The following is a 24,912-nucleotide window of genomic DNA, read 5'->3' as shown; positions in this document are numbered from 1 at the left end:
CGGCTGACTCGAGGCACAATCGGGAGCATATTGATGAAAAGCAGGCAAGTATATTTCGCGGCGCTACTGGGCAGCATCTGTATTCTTGGCCCGGTGGCAGTCGCGGCGCAAACCAAGACCGACAAGGCGGCGCCTGCCGCCGCAGCGCCCGCCCCTGCTGCCGGCCCGACATTGCCTGGCGGCGCCTCGGCGCTGTCCGAGACACATGGCGACTGGACGGTCAATTGCCAGGTAACCGGCACGGCCAAGGTTTGCAGCCTGTCGCATCAGCAGTTCAACAAGCAGTCCAACCAGCGCCTGCTGGCGATCGAGCTGTCGAGCAAGAGCGGCGAGGATGCCGCCGGAACGCTGGCGCTGCCGTTCGGCCTGGCGCTCGCCAAAGGCGTCAGCCTGACCATCGACGACCAGAAGCTGGAAGGCAGCCTGCCGTTCAACACCTGCCAGGCCGTCGGCTGCCTGGTGCCGGTGGCGTTCGATGCCAGCGTCACGCCGCTGCTGAAGGCAGCCACCACGCTGAAGATCGACGCCTTCGCGGCCGACACCGGTCAAGCGGTGAGTTTCACCATCCCGCTCAACGGCTTCGGCGGCGCACTGGCACGGACCGCGGAACTCTCGGCGGACTGAGCGGAAAACGTCCGGTCACTCAACCTCGCGTAGCCGGTACCCCACCCCGGTTTCGGTGGTGATGTAGCGCGGCTGGTCGGGCGACTTTTCGATCTTCTGCCGGAGCTGGCGGACATAGACCCTCAGATACTGCACGTCGGTCGAATCGCCCCACACCTGCTTCAGAATGAAATGGTGGGTCAGCACCTTGCCGGCATGCTGCACCATAATGCGCAATATGTCGTACTCCTTGGGGGAGAGCTTTATCTCCTTGCCTTCGACCTTGACGATGCGCTTGACCAGGTCGACCGAGAGATCGCCGGTCTGAAACACCGGCTTCTCGCCCTGCTGCTGGAATTTGTGGCGCAGCGCGACGCGGATTCTGGCGACCAGTTCGTTCATGCCGAACGGCTTGGTGATGTAGTCGTCAGCGCCGAGTTCGAGCGCCGCGACGATGCCGGCTTCGTCGGTGCGGCTGGACAGGATGACCACGGGCACGTCGAGGCCTTCGTCGCGCCATTTGCGCAGGAGATCGAGGCCACCCATGCCGGGCAGGCCGAGGTCGAGCAGGATCAGATCCGGCTTTTGTGCATCGACGAGTTGGATCGCAGCCTTGGCGTTGGGCGCTTCGCTGACCGCATAGCCCTGGCTGCCGAGGCCGACGCGCAGCAGTTTGCGGATCGGCGGCTCGTCATCGACGACCAGTATGCTGACGTTGGAATTTGTCATGCCGGATCACCAGATGCTTGCTCGTCCACACCTGATACGTCCGTATCGGACGATTGTACCAACCTCGGCATGCGGATTGTGAAGACTGCGCCCGGGCGATCGCTGCGGTTCGCCGCCATGATCGTGCCGCCCATCGCCTCGATGAAGCCCCGGCAGATCGACAGGCCGAGCCCGGTGCCGGCCTGGACCTGATCGCGCTTGCGCACCCGGTAGAAGCTGTCGAAGACGCGCTCCAGGTCGGCGGGCGGAATGCCCGGTCCCTCATCCATGATCTGCAGCGCGACGGAGCCATTGTCGGCCCAGCCCTGCAGCCGGATTGTCGATCCCTGTGGCGCGTATTTCGCGGCATTGTCGAGCAGATTGAACAGCATCTGTTCGAACAGCACGGGATCAAGCTTCAGCATCGGCAGGTCGGCCGGAACATCAACCTCGGTCTTGTGCCCGGCAGTGATCTTGCGCGCCCGTTGCAAGGCCGAGCCGACGACATCGCCGACATAGTGGAGAGCAAAATTCGGCTCCATGGCGCCGGATTCAATCTTGGTCATGTCGAGCAGATTGGCGATGAAGCGGTTCAGCCGTTCGGACTCGTCGAGCACGGTGGTCAGCAGCTCGGCCCGATCGTTCTCGGGCAGTGCCGGCGCAAATTCCCTGAGCGTGCCGGCCGCGCCCATGATGGCCGCCAGCGGCGTCTTCAGATCATGCGAGATCGACGTCAGCAGTGCCGAGCGCAAGCGGTCGGCCTCGGCCGCCAGCCTGGCGCGATCGACATCGGCGACCAGCTGGATGCGCTCGATGGCAACCGCCGCCTGATCGGCCAGCGCGTCGAGCAGGCGCTGTTGCTCGGGCGTCAAGAGCGGCCCCTGCTTGTCATTGTCGAGGCCAACGACGCCGATGGCGGTACGGCCGGTCCGCAAGGGCAGGTAGAGCCGTTTTGCCCCGGGCAGGGTATCGGCGCCACGGCCGGCAGCCCGGTTGTGTTCCCAGGCCCAGCGTGCAGCCGCGATGTCGGCCTCGGCCAGCGTGTCGTCGGGGGGATAACCGGCCTTGACGGTGATCGTGCCTTCTTCCGGCAACAGCAGCACTACGCGCAGCTTCAGCATCGAGGCGATCTGGAACGCGGTGGCCCACAAAACGTCGTCGAGCGTGCCGGCGCCGGCGAGTTTCTTTGAAAAGAGGTAGATGTCCTCGGTGGCCCGGGCGCGTGAACGGGCGGCGGCTGCCTGACGCTGCACACGCGCCGTCAGATTGCTGGCGATGACGGCAACGACGAGGAAGACGGNAGACGGCGAAGGCAACGATGCTCTCCGGATCGCGGATCGTCATCGTGTAGCGCGGCTCGAGAAAGAAGAAGTTGAAGGCAATGGCGCTGAGGAAACAGGCGTACAGCGCCGGCCACAGGCCAAAGGTCACTGCCGATGTCAGCACCGCCAGCAGAAGCACGCTGGCAAGGTTGCGAACGTCGAGGAACTGATCGAGGACGGCGCTGACGGCAAGCGCGCCGGCGACATAGACGGTCGAGAAAAGATAAGGCCAGATTTGAAATGGCGTCTGCTCGGCCGCCGCCTTGACCCTCGACGTGGCCTCGTTGTCGCGCTCCGTTCCTGAAATGACATGGACGCTGATATCGCCGGCATTGCGGATCAGATCGTAGGTGAGCGAACCCTCGATCAGTTCGCGCCAGCGCGAGCGGGTCGGCCTGCCGACGACGATATGGGTGAAGTTGTTGGCCGTGGCGTGGCGGACGATGTCCTGGGCGACGTTCTGGCCCGGAATGGTCGTCACCTCGGCGCCGAGCTGCTCGGCCAGGCGCAAGAGCGTGGCCAGCTGGTCCTTGTCTTCCTCCGACATGGCGGCCGAACGCGGCGTGTCGACATGCAGCGCCGTCCACGGTGCGCGCAGCCGGTCGGCCAGCCGGCGCGCATAGCGGACACGAGACGCTCCGCCCGGACGCGCATCGACGCAGACGAGCACCCTTTCGCCCGCCGCCCAGGGGCCGGGAATCGCGTGCGACTGCATGTGGTTGAGCAACTGCTCGTCGACGCGCTGGGCGGTGCGGCGCAGCGCCAATTCCCGAAGCGCGGTCAGATTGCCCGGCGAGAAATAGTTTTCGACTGCGCGCTGGGCAGTGTTGGGGAAATAGACCTTTCCCTCTTTCAGCCGCTTGATCAGGTCGTCGGGCGTGAGGTCGATGATCTCGATGTCGTCGGCCTGGTCGATGATGGAGTCCGGGACCGTTTCGCGCACCCTGACGCGGGTGATCTGCGCCACGACGTCATTCAGGCTCTCGACATGCTGGATATTGAGCGTGGTGTAGACGTCGATGCCGCGCGCAAGGATTTCCTGGACGTCGAGATAGCGCTTGGGGTGGCGGCTGCCGGGTGCGTTGGTGTGGGCGAGCTCATCGACGAGCACCAGCGCGGGGCGGCGGGCGAGAATGGCATCGATGTCCATCTCATTCAGCACGCGGTCCTTGTAGTCGACCTTCTGGCGCGGGATGACCTCGTAGCCTTCGACCAGCGCCAGGGTTTCCTTGCGGCCGTGGGTTTCGACGATGCCGATGACCACGTCGATGCCGTCGGCAAGCATGGCGCGGCCGGCCATCAGCATTTCGTAGGTCTTGCCGACACCGGGTGCAGCACCCAGAAATATCCGCAGGCGGCCGCGCTCTTCCCGTTCCGCATGCTCGAGCAGCGCGTCCGGAGAGGGTCTGGTATCGTTGCTTCTGGCGTCCGGCATCAGGCTCGATCATGAACGGCGCCGAGGATCGTGTCGATCCCCGGCCCTGGCTTCAGAGATTGTCTCTCACTGCTTGGTATCGTCCAGTGCCAGGTTGAGCGCCAGCACATTGACGACCGGCTCGCCGAGGAAGCCGAGTTCGCGGCCTTCGACATGGCTGTCGACAAGCGCCTTGACCTTGGCTTCGTCGAAGCCCCTGGCCTTGGCCACCCGAGCGACCTGGAAATAGGCGGCGTCCGGGCTGATAGCGGGGTCGAGGCCGCTGCCGGACGTCGTCACCAGATCCATCGGCACCCGCTGGTTCGGGTTCTCCGCCTTCAGCTTTGCAACATCGCCCTTGATGCGGTCGATCAGCTTGGGGTTGGTTGGACCGAGATTGGAGCCGCTGGACGCTGCGGCGTTGTATCCGTCGCCGGCAGCCGAGGGGCGGCCATGGAAATACTTGTCGTCGGCAAAGCCCTGGCCGATCAGTTCGGAGCCGATGACCGTGCCGTTTTTCTCGATCAAGCTGCCATTGGCCTGGTGCGGAAACAGCGCCTGGGCGATGCCGGTCATGCCCAGGGGATAGATCAGGCCGGTCAAAACGGTGAAAAAGACGATCATGATAACAGCGGGTCTTATCTGAGTGAGCATGGACGTATTTCCTTAAGCGAGGCCGAGGCCGGTGACGATCATGTCGATCGCCTTGATGCCGGCGAAGGGAACGATGATGCCGCCGAGGCCGTAGACCAGCAGGTTGCGGCTGAGCAGCGCGCCGGCGCCGATGGCGCGGTATTTGACGCCTTTAAGCGACAGCGGGATCAGAGCGATGATGATCAGCGCGTTGAAGATGATGGCCGACAGGATGGCGCTCTGCGGCGTCGCCAGATGCATGATGTTGAGCGCTTGCAGGGGGCCGATTGTATGTCCCGGCGCAACGTAGAAGACGGCAAACATGGCCGGGATGATGGCGAAGTATTTGGCGACGTCGTTGGCGATCGAGAAGGTCGTCAGCGAGCCGCGCGTCATCAGCAGCGCCTTGCCGATCTCGACGATCTCGATCAGCTTGGTCGGGTCACTATCGAGGTCGATCATGTTGCCGGCCTCGCGGGCGGCAACCGTGCCGGTGTTCATGGCGACGCCGACATCGGCCTGCGCCAAGGCCGGCGCGTCGTTGGTGCCGTCACCGCACATGGCGACCAGCTTGCCCTTGGCCTGTTCGTCGCGGATCAGCTTCAGCTTGTCCTCGGGCGTGGCCTGGGCGAGGAAATCGTCGACGCCGGCTTCGGCTGCGATCGCCGCCGCAGTCATCGGATTGTCGCCGGTGATCATCACGGTGCGGATGCCCATTTTGCGCAGTTCGGCAAAGCGCTCGCGGATACCACCCTTGACGATGTCCTTGAGGTGGACGACGCCGAGCAGGCGGCCGTCACGCTCGACGGCCAGCGGCGTGCCGCCCGACTTGGCGATCTCGTCGGCGATCGCCTGGAGATCCTTGACGGTGTCGCTGCCGGGGCGCGCGCCGTGAGTGGCCGATGTCGACTGGCTGACATAGGCGAGAACCGAATCGACGGCGCCCTTGCGCACCGACGAGCCATCGATGTCGACGCCGCTCATCCGGGTCTGCGCGGTGAAGGGCACGAAGCTGGCATGCAAGGTTGCCATGTCACGGGCGCGGATGGCGTATTTCTCCTTGGCCAGCACGACGATCGAGCGTCCCTCAGGCGTCTCGTCGGCGAGCGAGGCGAGCTGCGCGGCATCGGCCAGTTCCTGTTCGGTGGCGCCCTTGACCGGGCGGAATTCGGTGGCCTGGCGGTTGCCGAGCGTGATGGTGCCGGTCTTGTCGAGCAAAAGCGTATCGACGTCGCCCGCCGCTTCGACGGCACGGCCGGACATGGCCAGCACGTTGAAGCGCACCAGGCGGTCCATGCCGGCAATGCCGATGGCCGACAGCAGGGCGCCGATGGTGGTCGGGATCAAGGTGACGAACAGCGCGACCAGCACCGTCACCGGGATATAGCCGCCGGAATAGGAGGCAAAGCTCGGGATCGTGGCGGTGGCCAGCACGAAGATCAGCGTCATGCCGACGAGCAGGATGTTGAGCGCGATCTCGTTGGGCGTCTTCTGGCGCGAGGCACCCTCGACCAGCGAGATCATGCGGTCGAGGAAGGTGTGGCCGGAGGCGGCTGATATGCGCACGCGAATCCAGTCGGACAGAACCTGCGTGCCGCCGGTGACCGCCGAACGGTCGCCGCCGGATTCGCGAATGACGGGTGCGGACTCGCCGGTGATTGCCGCCTCGTTGACCGAGGCCACGCCTTCGATCACTTCACCGTCGGACGGGATGATGTCGCCGGCTTCGACCAGCACGATGTCGCCAACCTTCAGGCTGGTGCCGGGCACCAGCTTGAACCTGGAGCGGTCTTCGCCGGCAAGCAGCTTGGCCTGGGTTTCGGTGCGCGCCTTGCGCAGCGAATCGGCCTGCGCCTTGCCGCGGCCTTCGGCGACGGCCTCGGCGAAGTTGGCGAACAGCACGGTGAACCACAGCCAGATGATGATCTGCAGCGTAAAGCCGAAATCGCCGCCGCCGGTGGCGAGATCCTTGACGAACAGGACCGTGGTAAGAAGCGAGACGATGGCGACGACGAACATCACCGGGTTCCTGACCAGCGTGCGGGGGTCGAGTTTCCTGAAGGCGCCGCCGATGGCCGGCCACAGGATGCGGGCATCCATGATGCTCGCGGATTTGGACTGGCTCATTTGGTGGCTCCAGTATCTGAACTGTTGGCCGGCACCGACCGATCGGATGCCGAAAAGAGGGGCGGCGGACCATAGGCCAGCAGCCAGATCACGATCATGACTGCCGCGAGGCCGAGGAAGGTAGATACGCTGGGGAAGGGAGGGGGCGTTTCCTCCCCCTCATTGCCGGCTCGTGGGCCGGCTCGCGGCCGGGCCTTCATGCGTTTTGGGTAGAACCAGGACATGACAAGCCTCAGAATGTCTGGCCGTTGATGGCAGCCAGGTGCTCGACGATCGGTCCGATCGCCAGTGCCGGGAAGAAGGTCAGGCCGACGACGATCAGGATGACGCCGACGAGCAGGCCGACGAACAGCGGGCCGTCGGTCGGGAAGGTGCCGGCGGAAGCCGGAACCGTCTTCTTCGTCGCTAGCGAGCCGGCAATGGCAAGCGCTGGAATGATGACGAAGAAGCGACCCACCCACATGGAGATGCCGAGCGTGATGTTGTACCAGGGCGTGTTGCCGGAAAGGCCGCCAAAGGCCGAGCCGTTGTTGGCCGCCGCCGAAGTGTAGGCATAAAGAACCTCGGAGAAGCCATGCGGACCGCCATTGGCCATCGAGGCGACGGCGCTTGGCAGCACGACCGCTATTGCCGTGAAGACCAGCATGACCAACGGCAGAGCGAGGATGGCGAGCATTGCCATCTTGACCTCCTTGGCCTCGATCTTCTTGCCGAGATATTCGGGCGTGCGGCCAACCATCAGGCCGGCGACGAACACGGTGATGACGATGAACATGACGATGCCGTAGAAGCCGGCGCCGACGCCGCCGACGATGACTTCGCCGAGCTGCATGTTGAGCATCGGGACCAGGCCGCCAAGTGCTGTGAACGAGTCATGCATGGCGTTCACCGCACCGCAGCTCGCAGCCGTGGTGATGACGGCGAATAGTGCCGAAGCGGCAATGCCGAAGCGGCTCTCCTTGCCTTCCATGTTGGCGCCGTCGACGCCCAACGCATGGACCAGCGGATTGCCCGCGGCTTCCGCCCAGTAGCAGATAACGACGCCAGCGATGAACAGCACACCCATCGTGGCCAGGATCGCCCAGCCCTGGCGCTGGTTGCCGACCATGCGGCCGAAGACGTTGGTGAGTGCAGCACCCAGCGCGAAGATCGTCACCATCTGGATCATGTTGGAGATGGCGTCGGGGTTTTCGAAAGGATGCGCGGCATTGGCGTTGAAGAAGCCGCCGCCATTGGTGCCGAGCATCTTGATGGCGACCTGCGAGGCGACCGGCCCAAGGGCGAGCGTCTGCTTGGCGCCCTCCAGCGTGGTGGCGTCGACATAAGGCCCGAGCGTCTGCGGCATGCCGAGCCAGACATAGACAAGGGTGAGCACGATGCTGAGCGGCAGCAGGATGTAGAGCGTGCAGCGGGTCATATCGACCCAGAAATTGCCGATCGATTTGGCCGAGGCGCGGGCGAAGCCGCGGATCAGCGCCACCGCAATGGCAATGCCGACGGCGGCGGACATGAAGTTCTGAACAGTCAGGCCGGCCATCTGCACGAGGTAGGACAACGTGCTTTCGCCGCCGTAATTCTGCCAGTTGGTGTTGGTGACGAAGCTGACGGCAGTGTTGAAGGCGAGATTGGGTTCGACCGATGCCATCCCGGCCGGATTGTAAGGCAGGACGCCCTGCAGGCGTTGCAGAAAGTACAGCACCAGGAAGCTGGCAAGGCTGAAGAAGATGATTCCTGCCGCGTAGGTCGTCCAGTGCTGCTCCTCGCGCTCGCTGGTTCCCGAAATGCGGTAGAGGCCGCGCTCAACGGGCCCGAGTATGGGCGAGAGAAAGGTGCGATCGCCATTGAAGACGCGGTACATATAGCCGCCGAGCGGCTTCACCAGCAAAACGACGATCCCGCAATAAACCAGGATCTGTATCCATCCGTTGAGTGTCATGGGTTTCCGTGCCTTGCTTCAGAAGCGTTCTGGGCGAACGAGGGCGTATGTCAGGTAGACGAGCAGGAACAAGGTCACGCCGCCACCGAGGATGTAATCGACAAGCATGGTGCGATCCTTCCGCTTAAAGAGCGTCGCAAGCTTTGATGTAGGCGAGGGAAAGACCGAAGAACAAAACCTCGATCCCGATGACGACGATGTCCATTTGTGTTGGTCCTTGCTTCTGCTTGTATTTGGCGCCAGCGACTGGCGAGCCAGAAATTCCATGAGAACGGCCCGCCGTAACTCTGGGGTCACGGCGTCCGCAGCGTTTTGCTCGAGATGGAATATGGACCCGATCGCCATAAAGGTTCGAGACGGGGCCGGGAGGAAAGATATAAAATTCCTATAAAGATTTCCGGGAGATGGCTCCGTTCCGGGCCGCTAGAAACCGACGCCATGATATCGCGACCCCTCTTGCGGCGGCTCCGTCTTTCGAAACAATGGGAACGCAAAACGAGGGAAAAACAGATGCTCGACATGGCACCATCGAAACAGGCGGCGACATGGCTTTGCGCGCTTGCACGGGCGCTGGAAGCTGATGACGCCGAGGCGGCCGCCAACCTGTTCGTCGAGGATTGCTACTGGCGCGATCTGCTGGCTTTCACCTGGAACATCACCACGATGGAAGGCCGCGATGAGATCCGCGACATGCTGCAAGCGACGCTGGCGGAAACGAAGCCCTCACACTGGACGCTGTCCGGCGAGGCGACCTCGGATGAGGGCACCGTCGAGGCCTGGTTCACGTTCGAAACGGCGGTCGCGCGGGGCGAAGGGATTGTGCGCCTTACGGACGGCCGCTGCCGGACCTTGTTCACGGCGGTGCGTGAGCTCAAGGGGTTCGAGGAACAAAAGGGACCGGCGCGGCCGCTTGGTATCCGTCACAAGGCCGATCCGAAGCGCGAAACCTGGGCGGAGGCGCGGGCGCGCGAGACGCGCGACCTCGGCGCCACCGAGCAGCCGTATTGCCTGGTGATCGGCGGCGGGCAGGGCGGCATCATGCTCGGCGCGCGGCTGAGGCAGCTCGGTGTGCCCACCATCATCATCGAGAAAAATGCGCGCCCCGGCGATTCCTGGCGCAACCGTTATCGCTCGCTCGTGCTCCACGATCCGGTCTGGTACGACCATCTGCCCTACATTCCGTTCCCGGAGAACTGGCCGGTGTTCACGCCCAAGGACAAGATGGGCGACTGGCTGGAGATGTACACCAGGGTGATGGAGCTCAACTACTGGGTCGCCACCAAATGCCTCAGCGCCAGCTATGACGAGGCCGAGAAGGTGTGGACTGTGGTGGTCGACCGCGTCGGCCGGCAGATCACGCTGAAGCCGAAGCACATTGTCTTTGCCACCGGCGCCTATGGCCCGCCACGCCAGATCGCGCTGCCCGGCGCCGAGACCTTCAAGGGCGAACTCCTGCATTCCAGCCAGTATGCAAGCGGCGAGAAATTCCGCGGCAGACGTGTCGCTGTCATCGGCGCGGCAAGCTCGGGGCACGATGTCAGCGTCGACCTCTGGGAGAGCGGCGCAGACGTCACCATGATCCAGCGGTCGCCGACGACAGTGGTGAAATCCGACACTCTGATGGAAGTCGGCTTCGAGATCTTCTCGGAAAAGGCTTTGGCGCGCGGCATCAGCACCGACAAGGCCGACCTAATCGTCGCGTCCACGCCGTCCGCGCTTGTACCCAAGGGCCAGCGGGATCTTTACGAGGTGATCAAGGCACGCGACGCAGACTTCTACGACCAGCTACGCGCCGCCGGCTTCGCCATCGATTTCGGGGAGGACGAGACCGGGCTGTTGATGAAGGCCTACCGCACCGGCTCCGGCTACTACATCGATGTCGGCGCCTGCGAACTGATCATCAATGGCGAGATCAAAGTGAAGAGCGGCGTCGGCATCAGTTCATTGACGCCGACCGGCATCCTGTTCGACGACCGCAGCGAGCTGGCCGTCGATGCGATCGTCGCCTGTACCGGCTACCAGTCGATGAACGAGACCGTGGCGGCCATCGTCTCGCGCGAGGTCGCCGACAAGGTCGGGCCATGCTGGGGCCTCGGCTCCGGCGTCAAGGGCGATCCCGGTCCTTGGCAAGGCGAGCTGCGCAACATGTGGAAGCCGACGGCGCAGGACGCGCTGTGGTTCCACGGCGGCAATCTGGCGCTGTCGCGGTTTTACTCGAAATATGTGGCGCTGCAGATCAAGGCGCGGATGGAAGGGATTGCGACGCCGGTGTTTGGGGCGGTGAGTAACGCAGGGCGCTAGCGATCTCCTCCCCCCTCGAGGGGGAGATGTCGCCGAAGGCGACAGAGGGGGTCGCCGCGCGTGGAGCGCTGACCTCCAGCTGCCGCGAGGAGCTTGCGTCCGGTCGAACCGACCCCCTCTGGCCTGCCGGCCATCTCCCCCTCAAGGAGGGAGATTATCCACGCCCGAAATGCCGTGCCGCGACCTCGACATGCGTATGTGCCGCATGCGGCTCGAAGCGCTCGGTCTCGTTGTGGTCGGGCGCCTCGTTCGGCCACCAGACACCGCCGATAACAATGCCTTCTGAGACCAGCCGCTGATCCGCGATCAGCGCCGCACCGACCGCATCGACGAAGGTAAAGCGCCCGGGGCGCAGTCTCAGCACCGCGACATCGCCGACACCGCCAACTTTCAGCGTCCCAAGCTCCGGCCTGGCGATCGCCTCGGCTGGCCTTTGCGTGGCGGCGCGCAGCACCTCGACCAGCGGCATGCCCAGCGCCATCAGCTTCGACATGCAGACCAGTATGTCGAAGGCCGGACCGTCGACGCAGTAGAGATGCACGTCGCTGGAGATGACGTCGGGCGCGAGGCCCTCGGCCAGCATCGCTTTCGCCACGGCGAAGTCGAACGATCCCATGCCGTGGCCGATGTCGAAGATGACACCGCGTTCGCGGGCCAGCCGCATGTCCGGCCGCACCGCGCCGGAAGCGAACACCGGCGCGTTGGGGAATGGCCGAAAACAATGGGTGAGGATGTCACCCTTGCGCAGCCGCGGCAGCACTTCGGAGCGGCCGGGCGGCGGCTCGTCTATATGCGCCATCAGCGGCAGGCCGGCCTGGTCGGCGGCTTCCAGCGCGAGATCGACCGGCGCGATGCCGCTGGCGCCGCCGGCATGCTTACCGGAGCGCACTTTTACGCCGACGACGACATCGGCGTGCTCGCGCACCGCAGCCACCGTCTCGCGTGGCTCGCAGAGCCTGAGATCGCTGCATTCGCCGACAGAGACGCTTTGCGAGAAGCCGAATATGCCGGCAAAGGAGATGTTGACATAGGCCAGGATGCGCACCTTCGAGCGCTCGATGACATGGCGGCGAAAGCCCAGAATATTGCCGGCGCCGGCGCTGCCGGCGTCGATGAAGGTGGTGGTGCCGCTCTTGGCCGCCAGCCGGTCGGCATCGACGCCAAGCGAGGTGCCGCCCCAATAGACATGGCTATGCAAATCGATGAGGCCGGGCGTGACGATGCAATCACGAGCGTCGACTATCTTGGTGGCGTGCTCGGCATCGATCGCCGCCTCGATGGCCACGATGCGTCCGCCCGCAACGGCGACATCGCGCGGCGCGTCCAGGCCCGAGGCCGGATCGATCAGACGGCCGCCCTTGATCAGGAGATCGAACTGCATCGGCGCCTGCCTCTCTTCGTTTGGGGCATGATCTCTGGACAAAACGGTTTCCGTTTGTCCGAGAAAACCCCGTCTCCACTTTTCGGGATCATGCCCCGGCTGGTCAAACCGGCCGGTAGGCGACGGCTTCGACCTCGATCTTGATGTCGATCATCAGCCGCGATTCGACCGTGGTGCGGGCCGGCGGATTCTTCGGGAAGTGCTTGGCGTAGACGGCATTGAAGGCGCCGAAGTCGCGCGCGTCCTCGAGCCAGACCGTGGTCTTGACGACATCGTCCATGGTGCAACCGGCCAGCGCGAGTGCCGCCTTCACATTCTGCAGCACCTGCTCGGTCTGCTCGGTGATGCCGCCCTTGACCACGATGCGGTCGCCGTCGACCGGCACCTGACCTGAGATGTAGACGAAATCCCCGGCGCGCACGGCCGGCGACAGCGGCACGTGGGATGTTCCAAAACACTCTTTAGGCAAGGGAAACTCCTGTTCAGAATGGCGGGCCGCGCCCCGTTTTCGACGACCGCTCTACGCCTGTCCCGGTGATCCTCATAGGGGGCTTTTTGGAAAGCAGCATTTTTCCAAACGCGTGTTGCTTTATCAGCGGACCGCCAGCATCTTGCGCGTCGCATTTTGCCGACAGGAGATTTCAATGACCTTCGACAAGAACCCGTTTCCAGAGGGCGATGCCGATCGTCACGCGCTCTGGGAAATGCTGGTGCGGCGCGACATCGACGCCTTTATCGGTCAGGACTGGTCGATGGTCGAGGATGATTTCATCGCCGACAGCTTCTTCGGCATGCATGCGCATTTCCTGAGCGATGCCGACGCCTGGCGCCTGCAATTCCCGAGCCTTGCCGTCTATCGCGACGAATGGCTGCGCCAGGCCAAGGAGACGGCGGCGACCAAATTCGCCGAGCCGCTGCGCGAGGCGCTGTTTCGCGTCACCAACATGCGCGACATCGATGTCGACGGCGACCGCGCCGTGCTGCACAAGAAGTTCAACGGCTCGGTGGCCAAGGCCGATGGTAGCGTCGACAAGCTGAAATGGCAGACGCTGTATTTCTGCAGGAAGGTGGCGGGCCACTGGAAGATCGGCGGCTTCGTCGGCTACATGCCACATCCCTTGGGGATCTGAGTCTTGCCGCTCATGCTATTGCCGTCCTTCGCGCACGAAGACGTCCGCTTCCCGGGCTGCGGCTGTAAAAGCTCGGCGCGGCGCCAACCGAACTCACTCGAACTCAAGCGAGTTGAACGGCACAGGTTCGTCCCACAGGGCTAGCGGGAGCGGTGGTCGAACACGACCGCCATGGTCTTACCAATTGCCGCCATGACGACGAGTTCGACGAGATCGTCGTCGCTGTCGACACAGGTTGGATCCATGCGGCGGATGGCGTCGAGCGCCGCTCTAGTCGAGACGGTATCGCCAGCGCGGAATCTGGAAAGCGCAGAGGAAACAAGGTTCTGGGTTGTCACGTCGATGACAGGTACGCTCTGCACTACGTTCATGGCTTCCTCCTGCCAAGAACCCTCTCCCGAAGGAAATAATACGCCGAACAACGGCGTGTGCCAGCGGAATCGTGGTCCGACCAGATTGCCGGGAGGGCACGTTTGCGTGTTTGATAGGGTCGAGCCCACAGCGTCCAGGACCGGATATGAAACTGTACTTCAGCCGCAATCCCAATCCGCGCCTTGCGGTAGCAACGGCACGTCATCTGCAGGCCAAGGTCGAGTGTGAGTTCGCGGCACCCATGGCGCCCGGGCAGGCTGAGCGGTTTCGTCAGCTCAATCCCAATCTTACCCTGCCGATATTGGCATGGACGGGCGGCAGCCTGTGGGAAGCCGACGCCATAGCCTGCCTTCTGTCGCGCGAAGCGGGTTCGGATTTCTGGCGCGGCGGCGGCGACCAACCCGACATGATCCGCTGGCTGAGCTGGGGCAAGGAAAATTTCGTGCGGGCCTGCGACACCGTGCATTTCGAGCGCGGAACCAAGCAGCGCTACGGGATTGGGCCTGTCGACCAGGGCAAGGTGGAGGAGGGGCTGGCGGAGTTCCGCATCGCGGCAGCGATTCTCGAGGCGGAGCTCGCCAAGCGGCCATGGCTTGTGGGCAAGTCGCTTTCCTATGCCGATTTCCGCATGGCGACGTTTTTGCCGTTCAACGATGCAGCCGGCCTGCCGCTGGCGGACTATCCCTCTGTTCTGGGTTGGTATCGCCGGCTCGAAGCCATCGATGCCTGGCGCGATCCCTTCGACGGGCTGGAAGCGCCGCTTCTGCCGCCGGTCAACTCCGCTTGATGTGCCTTCCCTTTGGGCAGATGGGCTGATGTGTGGCGCTTTGGCAGCATAGGTGTGGAACAGCGGGCGAGTTGCCATGGCGCGCTCGACGGCTCGCGGCCGGGTTGATAAGCCCTGTCCGCAAGGAGAGTCGTGACATGACCGTAGCCATCGAGATGGGACAGACGACGGCGGGTGCGTCGGCGGTGCTCGACCTTGAGGAGCTGCTGGCGACCCGGCTTCTGGTGCAAGGCAATTCCGGCTCCGGCAAATCGCACCTTTTGCGCCGGCTCCTGGAGCAGAGCGCGCCCTGGGTGCAGCAGACCATCATCGACCCGGAAGGCGATTTCGTCTCGCTGGGCGACCATTACGGCCATCTGGTCATCGATGCCGAGGAGCATACGGAGCGTGGCCTGCAAGCAGCCGGCGAGCGGGCGCGCATCCATCGCGTCTCCACGGTGCTCAATCTCGAAGGGCTCGATGCCGAGAACCAGATGCGGCGCGCCGCTGCCTTTCTCGGCGGGTTGTTCGAGGTTGCCCGCGAGCATTGGTATCCGATGCTGGTGGTGGTCGACGAAGCGCAGCTGTTCGCGCCCGCCGTGGCCGGCGAAGTGTCCGACGAGGCGCGAAAGCTCTCGCTCGGCGCCATGACCAATTTGATGTGCCGCGGCCGCAAGCGCGGCCTTGCCGGCATCATCGCCACGCAGCGGCTGGCAAAGCTCGCCAAGAATGTCGCGGCGGAGGCGTCCAACTTCCTCATGGGCCGTACCTTCCTCGATATCGACATGGCGCGCGCCGCCGACCTTCTGGGCATGGAACGGCGCCAGGCGGAGGCGTTTCGCGATCTGGAGCGCGGGCACTTCATGGCGCTGGGACCGGCGCTGTCGCGCCGCCCGCTCGGCGTGCGCATCGGCCAGACCGAGACCAGCCCGCGCAACGGTACGCCGCGGCTGATGGCAATGCCGGAAACAGCGCTCGAGGACGCACGGGCCATCATCCTGGCAGCGCCGCCGCCCGAGACGATGCGCGCGCCGCGCCGGATGGCGTCGCCCGATTTGCTCGACCAGCTGATGGCGGCGAAGTCTGCGGCGATGGAGATCCGCCCGGAACCTGCGGAACCGGCGGTAAGCGCCGAGGATATCGCCGACCGGCGAGAGCGGGTGGACCGTGTCCTGCGCGCCATCCTGGCGCAGCCCGATGCGGGTTTCCGCGTCATCGGCGTGCTTTATCAGGAGTTCGTCGTCCGCTGCCGCATCGAAGGCCTCGCTTCGGTGGTGCCGGACCTCTCAGAATTCCGTCGCATGCTGACGCGTGCCCGCGCCGGGCTCGGCGCCGACATGGCAGGCGATGACGCCTGGCAGGACGTTTCCGTGCGCGCCTCGCTGCTGCCCGAGGACATGCAGGGCGTGTTCATGATGATCGCCCGCGCCGCCAAGGAGGGCTGGCCGTGCCCGAGCGACGCGGCGATCGCGCGCGCCTACGGCTCGCATTCGCTGCGGCGCGCCCGGCGGCTGCTCACCTATATCGAGGAGCAGGGCCTCATCGTCTGCCAGCTCGACGGCACCGGCCGCCGCACGGTGACGCTGGTCGAGCTCGCCTGGGCGACGGCGCCGGGCGACCCCAATGCCGCGGAGGCGGAACAGGGCAGCCTGGCGCTGTGAAAGGCGAACAGGCAGCTACCTGACTTGCTTGCGCGGTTCTGAACAAGATGTGTTTCGCCGATCGGCGCGCGACGATTTATGATGGGTTTCCGAGAATCGCAGAACGGTTCGGGCGGGAGGGTTGTCCGGTGCGGTTGAAATCTCTGGCTGTCTTTGTCTTTGGCCTCCTCGCCGTCGCCGGCATCGCCTTGACGATGTCTGCCCGGTCTTTTGCCGCGTCCTCCGATATACCGGCCTGGCTGCAGGCCCATGTCGGCAATGACGACGGCGAGATTTCGCAAGTGGTGCTGGAGCGGGCGCGCGCGCTTTACCTGAAGAAGGTCGCGCAAGGCGCGGTCCACAATGGCTGCTATTTCGCCATGGATGCGACTCGCCCCGGCGATCTCGGCAATGGCGTGCTAGGGCGGCGCTACTACGTCATTTGCGAGGCCAAGCAGTCGTTCAGGGCGATCTCGTCGGGCCATGGCGGCGGCCGCAATTTGAAAGGCGTGGTCGATTTCTCCAACGGCAAACGCTGCGCGAAAAACTTCGGCAATGCCCTGGACTCGTCCTTGACGACCGGTGGCGCCTATATGACCGGCGAGGCAAAGATCTCATTCAAGGGTTTTTACCGCATCGGCGCAAAAAAGGACCAGGCGCTGCTGCGCACCTTCATCCAGTTCGACGGTGAGGGGGAGACGGCGAATGCCAGGCAGCGGGTGATCGGTGGCCACGCGGCGCGGCTGTTGCGCGGCATGTGCCTGCGCAAGAACCCGAACAGCTCCTATGCCGACCATGACGGCTTCGTGCCATACGGCAAGCTGGTGGATTATGCCGGCGGCCGCAGCAATGGCTGCACCAGCTGGTCGCCGTCCGACGCCGACCAGATCATTTCGATGGTGAAGGGCAATCCGACGACGCTCTATATCTACCCGGAATCGCGCGACATCACCGCCGTTGGTAAATCGGGCGCCTATTGGAATGCGTCCTGCCTGAAGGAGATCGGCAAGCCGAAATTCTGGCCGCGAAAGAGCCTTGAGCCGATCATCGCGCAATACGCCAAGGACAACCCGCCACCGCCGCCACAACCGTTGCCGATCTGCACCGGGCCGTGAGGGATGAGTCCTCGGCTCGGCATTGTCGGCGGCGCGGACTGGCTGGGCGGCGCCGCCGATCCGATGGGCTCTACTGATTGATCTCGGGTTCGACGAGCTTTGCCAGATTGCGCAGCGACTCCTGCCAGCCGAGATAGCAGGCTTCGGCCGGAATAACGTCCGGAATGCCGGCCTGCGTGATGTCGAGTTCCGTGCCGACCGACACTTTCTTCAGGAGCACGGTCACTTCGATCTGGCCGGGCAAATTGGGGTCGTCGAACCTGTCGGTGTAGCGCAGGCGCTCGCCGGGAACGAGTTCGAGATATTCGCCGCCGAAGGAATGGCTGCCGCCCGTCGTGAAGTTTCGGAACGACATCTTGAAGGCGCCACCGACTTTCGCGTCGAAGCTGTGCACGGTGCAAGTGAAGCCGTTCGGCGGAAGCCATTTCGCCAGCGCGTCGGCTTCTGTGAATGCGCGGTAGACCTTCTCCGGGCTGGTCGTCAGAACGCGGTGCAAACGTACGGTGCTTGGCATCTCTTCGGTATCCTTTGTGGTTTCGTTGTTCGATGCCCCAAGGACGGGTGAACCTCACCCGGTCCGACATAGCCTGTCAAATTTTCTTGAGCCCTTTGCCGGCAGCCATCCGCCCGCGACTTCGAGTCGCCGCCTCAGGCAGGCGGTCGTGTCGCGTCATTGCCTAACCTTTCGGCGCGGATCTCACAATTTATTAAAATTGTAAGTCTCTCCTACAAAGTTGTATTAGGATCAGCTTAACGCCTTCGGCATTATCTATTAAATGATGGGCGACGATCTCCTTGGTGTACTATAGAATGATTCCCTGGAACGACGGATCAATTTAAGAGTTGATCCGAATGGTCGCTCGAAGGTTGTCGAACGACCAAGGCAGCACGCGCAAGGAGTGTCGGAATGACCACAGTCCTCAACGCCAAAGGCATTCCACTTCCCTATACCGGCGCTTCCACCCATTGGTTCTCGGCGACTGGAGGCGCGCCTTACCGCTACGGCACCTCGGGCAACGATTCCTTCTGGGGCGACACCAACGTCAAGGTCACCATGTATGGCGGCGCGGGCGACGACTATTACCATCTCTATTCGACGATCAACAAAGCGGTCGAGAACTACGGCGCGGGCGTCGACACGATCGATACCTGGATGAGCTACAAGCTGCCCGCCAATTTCGAGAACCTCGTCGTCACCGGCGACGGCCACTATGCCTTCGGCAATGCTCAGGACAACATCATAACGGGCGGCGCTGGCAGCCAGACGCTGGACGGCGGCAAGGGCAATGACGTGCTGATCGGCGGCGCCGGCGCCGACACCTTCATCATCACCAAGGGCAATGGCAGCGACCTTATCTCCGATTTCGGCGCGACCGACACGGTGCGCCTCAACGGCTATGCCTTCACCTCGTTCGAGGCCGTCCACGCCAATATGGTCCAGGTGGGATCGAACGTGCAGCTGAACCTCGGCTCGAGCGAGGTGCTGGTGTTCCACAACACCACGATCGACAAGTTTCAGCCCGGCCAGTTCGAGCTGCCGATCGACAAGACCGGCATGACGCTGTCCTTCAACGACGATTTCAACACGCTGAGCCTGTGGAACGGCCAGAGCGGCATCTGGGATTCCAATTTCTGGTGGGGGGCGCAGAACGGCAGCTCGCAGCCCCAGAACGGCGAGCTGCAATGGTATATCGACGCCAATTATGCGCCGACCAGCTCGGTCCATCCGTTCAGCGTCGCAAGCGGCGTGCTCACCATAACCGCGGCGCATGCGCCCGACGACATCAAGCCGCTGATCAACAATTACGAATACACTTCCGGCATACTGACGACGCACGACACCTTCTCGCAGACCTATGGCTATTTCGAAATGCGGGCCGATCTCCCGGAAAATGCCGGCGCGTGGCCGGCCTTCTGGCTTCTGCCCGAAGACGGTTCATGGCCCCCGGAACTCGACGTGATCGAAATGTATGGGCAGAACCCGAATGCGCTTCTCATGACCGCGCACACAAATGAGACGGGAACCCACACCACGGTCGGGTCGACGGTGAATGTCTCCAACACCGACGGCTATCACACCTATGGCCTGTTGTGGACGCCGGACAAGCTGGTCTGGACCTATGATGGCGTCCAGGTCGCGGAAGCGGCGACGCCGTCCGATATGAACAAGCCCATGTATATGCTGGTCGACCTTGCGGTCGGCGGTCAAGCCGGCGCGCCGCCCGACCATCTGGCGACGCCCGCGCAAATGAAGATCGACTATATCCACGCCTATACGCTGAACGATTTGCAGCAGAGCCATCTGAGCACGACAGCCGAGCACGCCGTCTAGATGTCACGGGACCGCGCGCCACTCAGCGATGCGGCCATCGGCCTGCGCCCGGTTTTCCTGCGCGGCATCGCCGATATCGGCATCTTTTCGTTGCTGATCAACATCCTGCTCCTGGTGATCCCGCTCTATCTGCTGCAGGTCTATGACCGGGTGTTGCCGTCCTCCAGCGTCGAGACGCTGCTTTATCTCTCGGCCATGGCGGTCCTCGCGCTCGCCTTCCTCGGCCTGCTGGACGCGGTCCGCGCCGTCTACGCGCAACGTGTTGCGGCCACCGTCGACCAGAAACTGGGCGCGCGGACATTCGCCGCCTCGCTTGGCGCCAGACATGCCGGCAGCGGGCTGTCGCCGCTGAACGACCTTGCCACGACTTGCGCCTTCATCAGGTCGCGCGGCGTGGCGGTGTTGTTCGACCTGCCGTTTGCGCCCGTCTTCCTGGCCTTGCTCTATTTCATCCATCCCGTCCTGTTCTGGCTGACGCTCGCCGGCGCCGTGCTGCTGTTTCTCTTGGTCGTGGCCAACCAGCTTGCCATCGGCAGGAACGATGCCATGTCGGCGGAACGCTCGGCGGTGGCCAGCCAGGCGGAGCAGGCCTTCGCCCGCAACACCGACACGCTGCGCGCCATGGGCATGGTGCAAAATGCCGCCGCGGTCTGGGGACGGCACGTTGCTGAGGCGCTGACCCTGCATGACCGTTCCGGAAGCGCCAATGCGATCTTCAGCGCGACGTCGCGGGCGCTGCGCATGATGCTGCAACTGGCGATCCTCGGCGCCGGCGCGTGGCTGGTGCTACAAGGGCAGATGACCGCCGGCATGATCTTCGCTTCGTCGCTGGTGTCGTCGCGCGCGCTGCAGCCGCTCGACCAGCTGATCGGATCCTGGCGGCAGATCGTCGACGCCAAGCGATGCTGGAAGCGGCTGGACACCGCCCTTGCGGCGCAACCAGCGCAGGGGCGCAAGCTCGCACTGCCCGATCCATTGGGCGCGATTTCGGTGCAGGATCTGTTCTTCATCGCGCCGACTGCGGCTTTCGGCACGGAGCCCATCCTCAAGCGGTTGAATTTTGCCATCGGCGCCGGCGAAGCGGTGGCGATCGTCGGCCCGAGCGGGGCCGGCAAATCGACGCTGGCGAAATTGCTTGTGGGCGCGCTGCAGCCGACCGGCGGCGCGGTCAGGGTCGACGGCGCCGACCTGAGGAGCTGGGGCGAAACCCAGCTTGGCAGGCATATCGGCTATCTCGCGCAGGAGGTGGAGCTTTTCCCGGGATCGATCGCGCAAAATGTCGCCCGCTTCGAACCCGACGCCGATGACGCCGCGATCGTCGAAGCGGCCAGGCGCGCCGAGGCGCATGAGCTGATTCTCACGCTGCGCGACGGCTATCAGACCATGATAGGCCCGTCGCATACCGTGCTGTCGGGCGGCGAGCGCCAGCGGATAGGGCTGGCGCGCGCCTTCTACGGCAAGCCACGCATGCTGGTGCTGGACGAGCCCAACGCCCATCTCGACGGCAGTGGGGAGGCGGCGCTCGAAGGGATGCTTTCGGCCGCGCGAAGTGTAAGCGTCACGACAGTCGTCATCACGCATCGCCCTTCGATCGCCGCGGCCTGCGACCGCGTCATGGTCCTGCGCAACGGCATGGTCGAAGCTTTCGGCCCTGCGAGCGAGGTGCTGAGGCAACCGGCGGCCGGCAAGGCCGGGAGCGCGGTGGTGACAGGCTCGTTCGTGCCGACCGTGCGCCCGCACAGCGTCCGCTTCGGGTCATAGACGATGATGCAGCAGAGCCTCGCCTTCGAAGGTCGACCGCGCACCGACTTCCGCCGCATGGCCGTCGTCGGCTACGTGGCCATAGCGCTCTTCGTCGGCTGCTTCGGCTATTGGGCGGCGAACGCGCCGCTCTCCGGCGCGGTGATCACCTCCGGCACGATCTCGGCAACGGGCGGCAACATCCTCATCCAGCACCCCGAGGGCGGCATCATCGAGCAGTTGCTGGTGCATGAAGGCGACCGCGTGCAACAAGGCGAACCGCTGGTCCTCCTCGACCGCACGGCGGCCGAGGCCGACCTCAACCGGCTGACCAGACAGTCGATCGCGCTCAGGGCAAGTGCCGCGCGGCTGGAGGCCGAGCGCGACGGATCGGACAGGCTGGCGCCGATCGCCGAAGCAGCACCCGCGCCGTTCCAGAGGGATTTCGACAATCTGGTGCACGAACAGCAGAAGGAGTTCGAGGCCAGGCTCGCCCGGTTCCGCTCCGAGCAGTCGATCCTGGCGCAGCGCGTCGCCATGCATCGTGAGTCGGCGCTGGGACTGGACGCGCAGAAACTGGCCATCCAGCAACAGGCCGAGATCGTGAAGAAGGAACTCGGCATCAAGACCGGCCTGCTCGACAAGGGTCTCACCAACCGCAGCGAATATTCGCAGCTTCTGCGCAGCGAGGCCGATCTGGTCGGCCAGGCCGGCGCGCTGGAGGCGGATATCGCAGCGACCAAGACGCAGATCGTCGAAGCCCAGGCGCAGGTCGAGCGCGCGACCACGCAGCGCGTCGAGGACGCGCTGACCAAGCTCGACGAGGTTCGCACCAGCCTGGCCGACATCGGCGAACAGATCACCGCAGCCGAGGCGGTGCTGGGGCGCACGACGATCAAGGCGCCGGCAGCCGGCATCGTGGTATCCTCGATCTACAACTCCAAAGGCAGCGTGATTGCGCCGGGGCAGAAGATCATGGAGATCCTGCCGACCGCGTCGGGCCTCATCGTCGACGCGAAGCTGCGGCCGAAAGACGTGGACCTGGTTCGCGTCGGCCAGCCGGCGAAGCTCAGGCTGTCCGCCCTGAACGCGCGCCTCACCCCTGAGGTCCCGGCTACGGTGACGCAAATTTCCGCCGACCGGCTGATCGATGAAACCACGCATGAGGCGTATTTCCGCGCCAGGCTGAAGATCACCGACACGCTGCCGCAGAGCGTGAAAGCCGAGCAGCTTTACCCAGGAACGCCGGTCGAGGCGTTTATCAGCACCGGCGACCGAACCTTCCTCGAATATCTGGCGCGGCCGATGCTGGACTCGTTCGCGCGGGCGTTCACGGAGCGATAGGCGCCAGCTCGTCCTCCCAGTTGACGCCGCCGTAGAACACCCTGAGAATCACCACCTGGTCGCCTTCTACGGTGAAGGCCACAGTCAGGCGGCGCTCGAAGCCAACCATGCGAAGCCCCCGCCGCACATCATCCCTTAGGGTTCCGCGTTCCGAGGCATAGTCGAGACCAGGCAAAATCGCTCGATCCGCTCGATGTAGCGAAGGGCGGTGAGGTTGCCGGATGCGTGAGCGACCGTATCGTATATCCATAACAGGTCCGTCTGGGCTTCCGGCAAAAGGACAACATGCAGGCGCTTCACACGTTGCGGGCTGCGTGATGTGCGCGGATGCTGTCAAAAGACTTGTCGCCCGGGATGACCTGGGAGGGGTCTGCCTTCCACCTATCATAGGTCGGCGCGACCTCCTCACGCAGCCAGCGCTCCACGGCGGCGTCGCGTTCCTGCAATGCGCGAAGACCGGCGCGGATCACTTCACTGCTGGTCGCGTATGTGCCGGACCGAACGAGCTGGTCGATGAAAGCAGCCTGCTCGGCCGGCAGGCTGAAGGTGCGTTTTTCGGTGGCGGACATGGATCCCTCCTATCAGGTTGGTATGATACTATCATACCAACGGCGAGATCGCACGCCCCAATATAGGCTTAGGGACCGCTCCCCTTGCCGTCGGCAAAGACACCGGACATTCGGTTCGGATGCCTGAGATGGGTCGGCGTGATACCGGTCTGCTGGCGGAAGACACGGCTGAAATGGCCGGCATTGGGAAAACCGCAGCGGTAGGCGATGTCGCCGATCGCCAAGTCGCTCCCCTCCAGCAGCGACTTGGCATGATGCACGCGCAGCGCAAGATAGGCGGCCATCGGGCCGATGCCGAGCTCGGCGCCGAACAGCCGCTCAAGCTGGCGCCGGGATAAATGCAACCGGCCCGCGATCTCGGCGATCGACAGCGTCTCCTGGAGATTGCTTTCCATCAGAAGCAGCGCCCGTTTCACCGCGCGGCTCGAGGCCGCGGGAAAGAGGTCGCCGACGGGCTGCACATCCAAGCTCGAGCGGATGCGGTCGAGCACGAGGATCTTGGCGGCTTTTTCCGCAGCCTTGCGGCCGATGAACTGCGACACGAAATGGCCGGCAAGGTCGGCCGCACCCGTGCCTCCGGCGCAGGTCGAGCGGCCCCTATCGACGGAAAACAGGCTGTCGGCATGGGCGTTCACATCAGGGAATTGGCTGCGGAAATCCTTGATGTGAAACCAGCTGACGGCAGCACTGTAGCCATCGAGCAGACCGTAGCGCGCGAGCACGAAGCTGCCGGTGCAGAGTGCCGTCAGCGGCACGCCCTTTTCGGCCGCCCGCAACAGGAAGGCCTCCTTTTCGGAGCTGAGGCTGCGGTTGGTGTCGAGCAGGCCACCGACCACGACGACATTGTCGAACTCCTGCGGATTGCCGATCGCCTTGGTCGGCAGCAACTCGACACCGCAACTCGCCCGGATCGGCAGGCCACGCTCGCCGACGATCTCCCAGTCGAACTCGATCCGGCGGCTGCGGTCGCCCTCATCGCCGGCGAGCCGCAGCGTGTCGATGAACAGCGACAGCGGCGACAGCGTGAAGTCGCGAACCAAGAGAAACGCAAACCGCCTGGCCATTGTTGCTCCGAAACCGTTCCTTCGGGTGGATGGAAGCAATTATCGCGAAAGATGTCGCACAGGCGAGCACGCGGCGCTTTTCAGGAGAAGCCACCGGATGTCGGCGATGAGATTGACGACTTTCTGATGCGCCGTCACGGTATCGCCTTTGGCTTCAACAGGCCGAGACCGCTCGCATCCATAACAATTTGCCGCTATATTGGGTTCATGACAAAAGCACAGACCAAACAGGAGCTGACCGGCAAGTGGGTGGTGCGCGATTCCCGCAGCGGCCGCTACGTTGAAGTGCGCGGTGCTGATTCGATGAAGTCGTCGCAGTTGCCCCTGAAAAAGGGTGTGGACCTTACGAAGCCGATTGCTAATCAAGCCCTCAAAGGCGGCTCTCACCAGGTGCGCAAACCCAGGGATAGTTGAT

The 24,912-nt window shown here is 63.9% G+C and carries 22 protein-coding genes and 1 pseudogene; 10 read left to right on the top strand and 13 right to left on the bottom strand.

The window, feature by feature from the left end; genetic code table 11:
- Nucleotides 1–33 precede the first annotated feature (33 nt).
- Nucleotides 34–624 (top strand): invasion associated locus B family protein, encoded by a 591-nt coding sequence (locus X727_RS0133330; RefSeq protein WP_023669715.1) that lies wholly within the window; start codon nt 34–36, stop codon nt 622–624.
- A gap of 15 nt (nt 625–639) precedes the next feature.
- On the opposite strand, the gene X727_RS160150 is transcribed toward X727_RS0133330, so the two are convergent.
- The 6 genes and pseudogenes from X727_RS160150 to X727_RS25130 all read right to left on the bottom strand — a co-directional run bounded on the left by X727_RS160150 (nt 640) and on the right by X727_RS25130 (nt 8,851).
- Entirely contained in the window at nt 640–1,332 is a 693-nt protein-coding gene (locus X727_RS160150; RefSeq protein ID WP_023833663.1) for a response regulator transcription factor, read from the bottom strand.
- Nucleotides 1,329–4,068: pseudogene (locus X727_RS01000000164420) on the bottom strand (sensor histidine kinase KdpD). Before X727_RS01000000164420 ends, X727_RS160150 begins: the two are co-directional and overlap by 4 nt.
- A 66-nt stretch (nt 4,069–4,134) precedes the next feature.
- On the bottom strand, nt 4,135–4,701 hold the full coding sequence (gene kdpC, locus X727_RS160155; RefSeq protein ID WP_023833662.1) for a potassium-transporting ATPase subunit KdpC: 567 nt from the start codon (nt 4,699–4,701) through the stop codon (nt 4,135–4,137).
- A gap of 12 nt (nt 4,702–4,713) precedes the next feature.
- A complete protein-coding gene (gene kdpB, locus X727_RS160160) occupies nt 4,714–6,807 on the bottom strand; it encodes a potassium-transporting ATPase subunit KdpB (RefSeq protein WP_023833661.1) in 2,094 nt (697 codons plus the stop codon).
- Nucleotides 6,808–7,039: 232 nt separating this feature from the next.
- The gene (gene kdpA, locus X727_RS160170; RefSeq protein ID WP_023699137.1) at nt 7,040–8,743 is read right to left on the bottom strand and encodes a potassium-transporting ATPase subunit KdpA; all 1,704 of its coding nucleotides are present in this window, start codon (nt 8,741–8,743) and stop codon (nt 7,040–7,042) included.
- An 18-nt stretch (nt 8,744–8,761) separates the two neighbouring features.
- Entirely contained in the window at nt 8,762–8,851 is a 90-nt protein-coding gene (locus X727_RS25130) for a K(+)-transporting ATPase subunit F (protein ID WP_023669708.1), read from the bottom strand.
- A 402-nt stretch (nt 8,852–9,253) separates the two neighbouring features.
- Here X727_RS25130 and X727_RS160175 point away from each other — a divergent pair, with 402 nt between their 5' ends.
- Nucleotides 9,254–11,044: an NAD(P)/FAD-dependent oxidoreductase gene (locus tag X727_RS160175; protein WP_023833660.1), complete on the top strand. Its 1,791-nt coding sequence runs from the start codon at nt 9,254–9,256 to the stop codon at nt 11,042–11,044.
- 154 nt (nt 11,045–11,198) lie between these two features.
- Here the strand turns inward: X727_RS160175 and X727_RS160180 are convergent, their stop codons facing one another.
- Together X727_RS160180 and X727_RS160185 are read right to left on the bottom strand one after the other, a co-directional pair.
- The gene (locus tag X727_RS160180; RefSeq protein WP_023833659.1) at nt 11,199–12,425 is read right to left on the bottom strand and encodes an amidohydrolase/deacetylase family metallohydrolase; all 1,227 of its coding nucleotides are present in this window, start codon (nt 12,423–12,425) and stop codon (nt 11,199–11,201) included.
- A gap of 103 nt (nt 12,426–12,528) precedes the next feature.
- The gene (locus X727_RS160185; protein WP_023683098.1) at nt 12,529–12,894 is read right to left on the bottom strand and encodes a RidA family protein; all 366 of its coding nucleotides are present in this window, start codon (nt 12,892–12,894) and stop codon (nt 12,529–12,531) included.
- A gap of 175 nt (nt 12,895–13,069) precedes the next feature.
- Here X727_RS160185 and X727_RS160190 point away from each other — a divergent pair, with 175 nt between their 5' ends.
- Nucleotides 13,070–13,555 (top strand): hypothetical protein, encoded by a 486-nt coding sequence (locus tag X727_RS160190; protein WP_023833658.1) that lies wholly within the window; start codon nt 13,070–13,072, stop codon nt 13,553–13,555.
- Between the two features lie 140 nt (nt 13,556–13,695).
- Here X727_RS160190 and X727_RS160195 read toward each other — a convergent pair whose 3' ends face one another.
- Nucleotides 13,696–13,926, bottom strand: a complete 231-nt coding sequence (locus tag X727_RS160195; RefSeq protein ID WP_023726475.1) for a hypothetical protein — start codon at nt 13,924–13,926, stop codon at nt 13,696–13,698.
- A 146-nt stretch (nt 13,927–14,072) separates the two neighbouring features.
- Here X727_RS160195 and X727_RS160200 point away from each other — a divergent pair, with 146 nt between their 5' ends.
- From X727_RS160200 to X727_RS160210, 3 genes are all read left to right on the top strand, one after another.
- Nucleotides 14,073–14,714, top strand: coding sequence for a glutathione S-transferase family protein (locus X727_RS160200; protein ID WP_023754275.1), 642 nt, complete (start codon nt 14,073–14,075; stop codon nt 14,712–14,714).
- Nucleotides 14,715–14,851: 137 nt separating this feature from the next.
- Nucleotides 14,852–16,354 carry an ATP-binding protein gene (locus X727_RS160205; RefSeq protein WP_023833657.1) on the top strand — a complete coding sequence of 501 codons (1,503 nt, stop codon included), beginning with the start codon at nt 14,852–14,854 and terminating at the stop codon, nt 16,352–16,354.
- Between the two features lie 128 nt (nt 16,355–16,482).
- Nucleotides 16,483–17,448, top strand: coding sequence for a hypothetical protein (locus X727_RS160210; protein ID WP_023683101.1), 966 nt, complete (start codon nt 16,483–16,485; stop codon nt 17,446–17,448).
- 70 nt (nt 17,449–17,518) lie between these two features.
- Here the strand turns inward: X727_RS160210 and X727_RS160215 are convergent, their stop codons facing one another.
- Complete coding sequence (locus tag X727_RS160215) at nt 17,519–17,962, bottom strand: SRPBCC family protein (protein ID WP_023683102.1); 444 nt, start codon at nt 17,960–17,962, stop codon at nt 17,519–17,521.
- Nucleotides 17,963–18,355: 393 nt separating this feature from the next.
- Here X727_RS160215 and X727_RS160220 point away from each other — a divergent pair, with 393 nt between their 5' ends.
- Genes X727_RS160220 through X727_RS160230 form a run of 3 tightly spaced genes read left to right on the top strand, consistent with a single transcriptional unit; the run spans nt 18,356 to nt 22,864 of the window.
- Entirely contained in the window at nt 18,356–19,780 is a 1,425-nt protein-coding gene (locus X727_RS160220; protein ID WP_023669698.1) for a family 16 glycosylhydrolase, read from the top strand.
- A complete protein-coding gene (locus X727_RS160225; RefSeq protein WP_023726478.1) occupies nt 19,781–21,541 on the top strand; it encodes a type I secretion system permease/ATPase in 1,761 nt (586 codons plus the stop codon).
- A 3-nt stretch (nt 21,542–21,544) separates the two neighbouring features.
- The gene (locus X727_RS160230; protein ID WP_023833656.1) at nt 21,545–22,864 is read left to right on the top strand and encodes an HlyD family type I secretion periplasmic adaptor subunit; all 1,320 of its coding nucleotides are present in this window, start codon (nt 21,545–21,547) and stop codon (nt 22,862–22,864) included.
- On the opposite strand, the gene X727_RS1000000169765 is transcribed toward X727_RS160230, so the two are convergent.
- The 3 genes from X727_RS1000000169765 to X727_RS160240 form a co-directional block, all read right to left on the bottom strand.
- Complete coding sequence (locus X727_RS1000000169765) at nt 22,851–22,973, bottom strand: hypothetical protein (RefSeq protein WP_348524517.1); 123 nt, start codon at nt 22,971–22,973, stop codon at nt 22,851–22,853. The genes X727_RS160230 and X727_RS1000000169765 overlap by 14 nt on opposite strands.
- Before the next feature lie 187 nt (nt 22,974–23,160).
- Nucleotides 23,161–23,433 (bottom strand): type II toxin-antitoxin system ParD family antitoxin, encoded by a 273-nt coding sequence (locus X727_RS160235; protein ID WP_023833655.1) that lies wholly within the window; start codon nt 23,431–23,433, stop codon nt 23,161–23,163.
- Nucleotides 23,434–23,501: 68 nt separating this feature from the next.
- Nucleotides 23,502–24,497 (bottom strand): GlxA family transcriptional regulator, encoded by a 996-nt coding sequence (locus tag X727_RS160240; RefSeq protein ID WP_023833654.1) that lies wholly within the window; start codon nt 24,495–24,497, stop codon nt 23,502–23,504.
- A gap of 51 nt (nt 24,498–24,548) precedes the next feature.
- Between X727_RS160240 and X727_RS160245 the strand changes: the two genes are divergently transcribed.
- A complete protein-coding gene (locus tag X727_RS160245; RefSeq protein ID WP_023833653.1) occupies nt 24,549–24,911 on the top strand; it encodes a hypothetical protein in 363 nt (120 codons plus the stop codon).
- The last annotated feature ends 1 nt before the right edge of the window (nt 24,912 follow it).

Origin of the sequence: Mesorhizobium sp. L103C105A0 (assembly GCF_000502215.1) — a bacterium.
Lineage (GTDB): Bacteria > Pseudomonadota > Alphaproteobacteria > Rhizobiales > Rhizobiaceae > Mesorhizobium.
The sequence above is the reverse complement of the archived record's forward strand: the minus strand, read 5'-3'. Positions and strand labels throughout refer to the sequence as shown.

Bases quoted from the DNA above. Each gene is read 5' to 3' on its own strand.
- X727_RS1000000169765 (WP_348524517.1), bottom strand. From the start codon at position 22,973: ATGGTTGGCTTCGAGCGCCGCCTGACTGTGGCCTTCACCGTAGAAGGC.
- X727_RS160180 (WP_023833659.1), bottom strand. From the start codon at position 12,425: ATGCAGTTCGATCTCCTGATCAAGGGCGGCCGTCTGATCGATCCGGCC.
- X727_RS0133330 (WP_023669715.1), top strand. From the start codon at position 34: ATGAAAAGCAGGCAAGTATATTTCGCGGCGCTACTGGGCAGCATCTGT.
- X727_RS160230 (WP_023833656.1), top strand. From the start codon at position 21,545: ATGATGCAGCAGAGCCTCGCCTTCGAAGGTCGACCGCGCACCGACTTC.
- X727_RS160190 (WP_023833658.1), top strand. From the start codon at position 13,070: ATGACCTTCGACAAGAACCCGTTTCCAGAGGGCGATGCCGATCGTCAC.
- X727_RS160245 (WP_023833653.1), top strand. From the start codon at position 24,549: ATGTCGCACAGGCGAGCACGCGGCGCTTTTCAGGAGAAGCCACCGGAT.
- X727_RS160240 (WP_023833654.1), bottom strand. From the start codon at position 24,497: ATGGCCAGGCGGTTTGCGTTTCTCTTGGTTCGCGACTTCACGCTGTCG.
- X727_RS25130 (WP_023669708.1), bottom strand. From the start codon at position 8,851: ATGCTTGTCGATTACATCCTCGGTGGCGGCGTGACCTTGTTCCTGCTC.
- X727_RS160220 (WP_023669698.1), top strand. From the start codon at position 18,356: ATGACCACAGTCCTCAACGCCAAAGGCATTCCACTTCCCTATACCGGC.
- X727_RS160200 (WP_023754275.1), top strand. From the start codon at position 14,073: ATGAAACTGTACTTCAGCCGCAATCCCAATCCGCGCCTTGCGGTAGCA.
- X727_RS160225 (WP_023726478.1), top strand. From the start codon at position 19,781: ATGTCACGGGACCGCGCGCCACTCAGCGATGCGGCCATCGGCCTGCGC.
- X727_RS160150 (WP_023833663.1), bottom strand. From the start codon at position 1,332: ATGACAAATTCCAACGTCAGCATACTGGTCGTCGATGACGAGCCGCCG.
- kdpB (WP_023833661.1), bottom strand. From the start codon at position 6,807: ATGAGCCAGTCCAAATCCGCGAGCATCATGGATGCCCGCATCCTGTGG.
- X727_RS160215 (WP_023683102.1), bottom strand. From the start codon at position 17,962: ATGCCAAGCACCGTACGTTTGCACCGCGTTCTGACGACCAGCCCGGAG.
- kdpC (WP_023833662.1), bottom strand. From the start codon at position 4,701: ATGCTCACTCAGATAAGACCCGCTGTTATCATGATCGTCTTTTTCACC.
- kdpA (WP_023699137.1), bottom strand. From the start codon at position 8,743: ATGACACTCAACGGATGGATACAGATCCTGGTTTATTGCGGGATCGTC.
- X727_RS160235 (WP_023833655.1), bottom strand. From the start codon at position 23,433: ATGTCCGCCACCGAAAAACGCACCTTCAGCCTGCCGGCCGAGCAGGCT.
- X727_RS160205 (WP_023833657.1), top strand. From the start codon at position 14,852: ATGACCGTAGCCATCGAGATGGGACAGACGACGGCGGGTGCGTCGGCG.
- X727_RS160175 (WP_023833660.1), top strand. From the start codon at position 9,254: ATGCTCGACATGGCACCATCGAAACAGGCGGCGACATGGCTTTGCGCG.
- X727_RS160195 (WP_023726475.1), bottom strand. From the start codon at position 13,926: ATGAACGTAGTGCAGAGCGTACCTGTCATCGACGTGACAACCCAGAAC.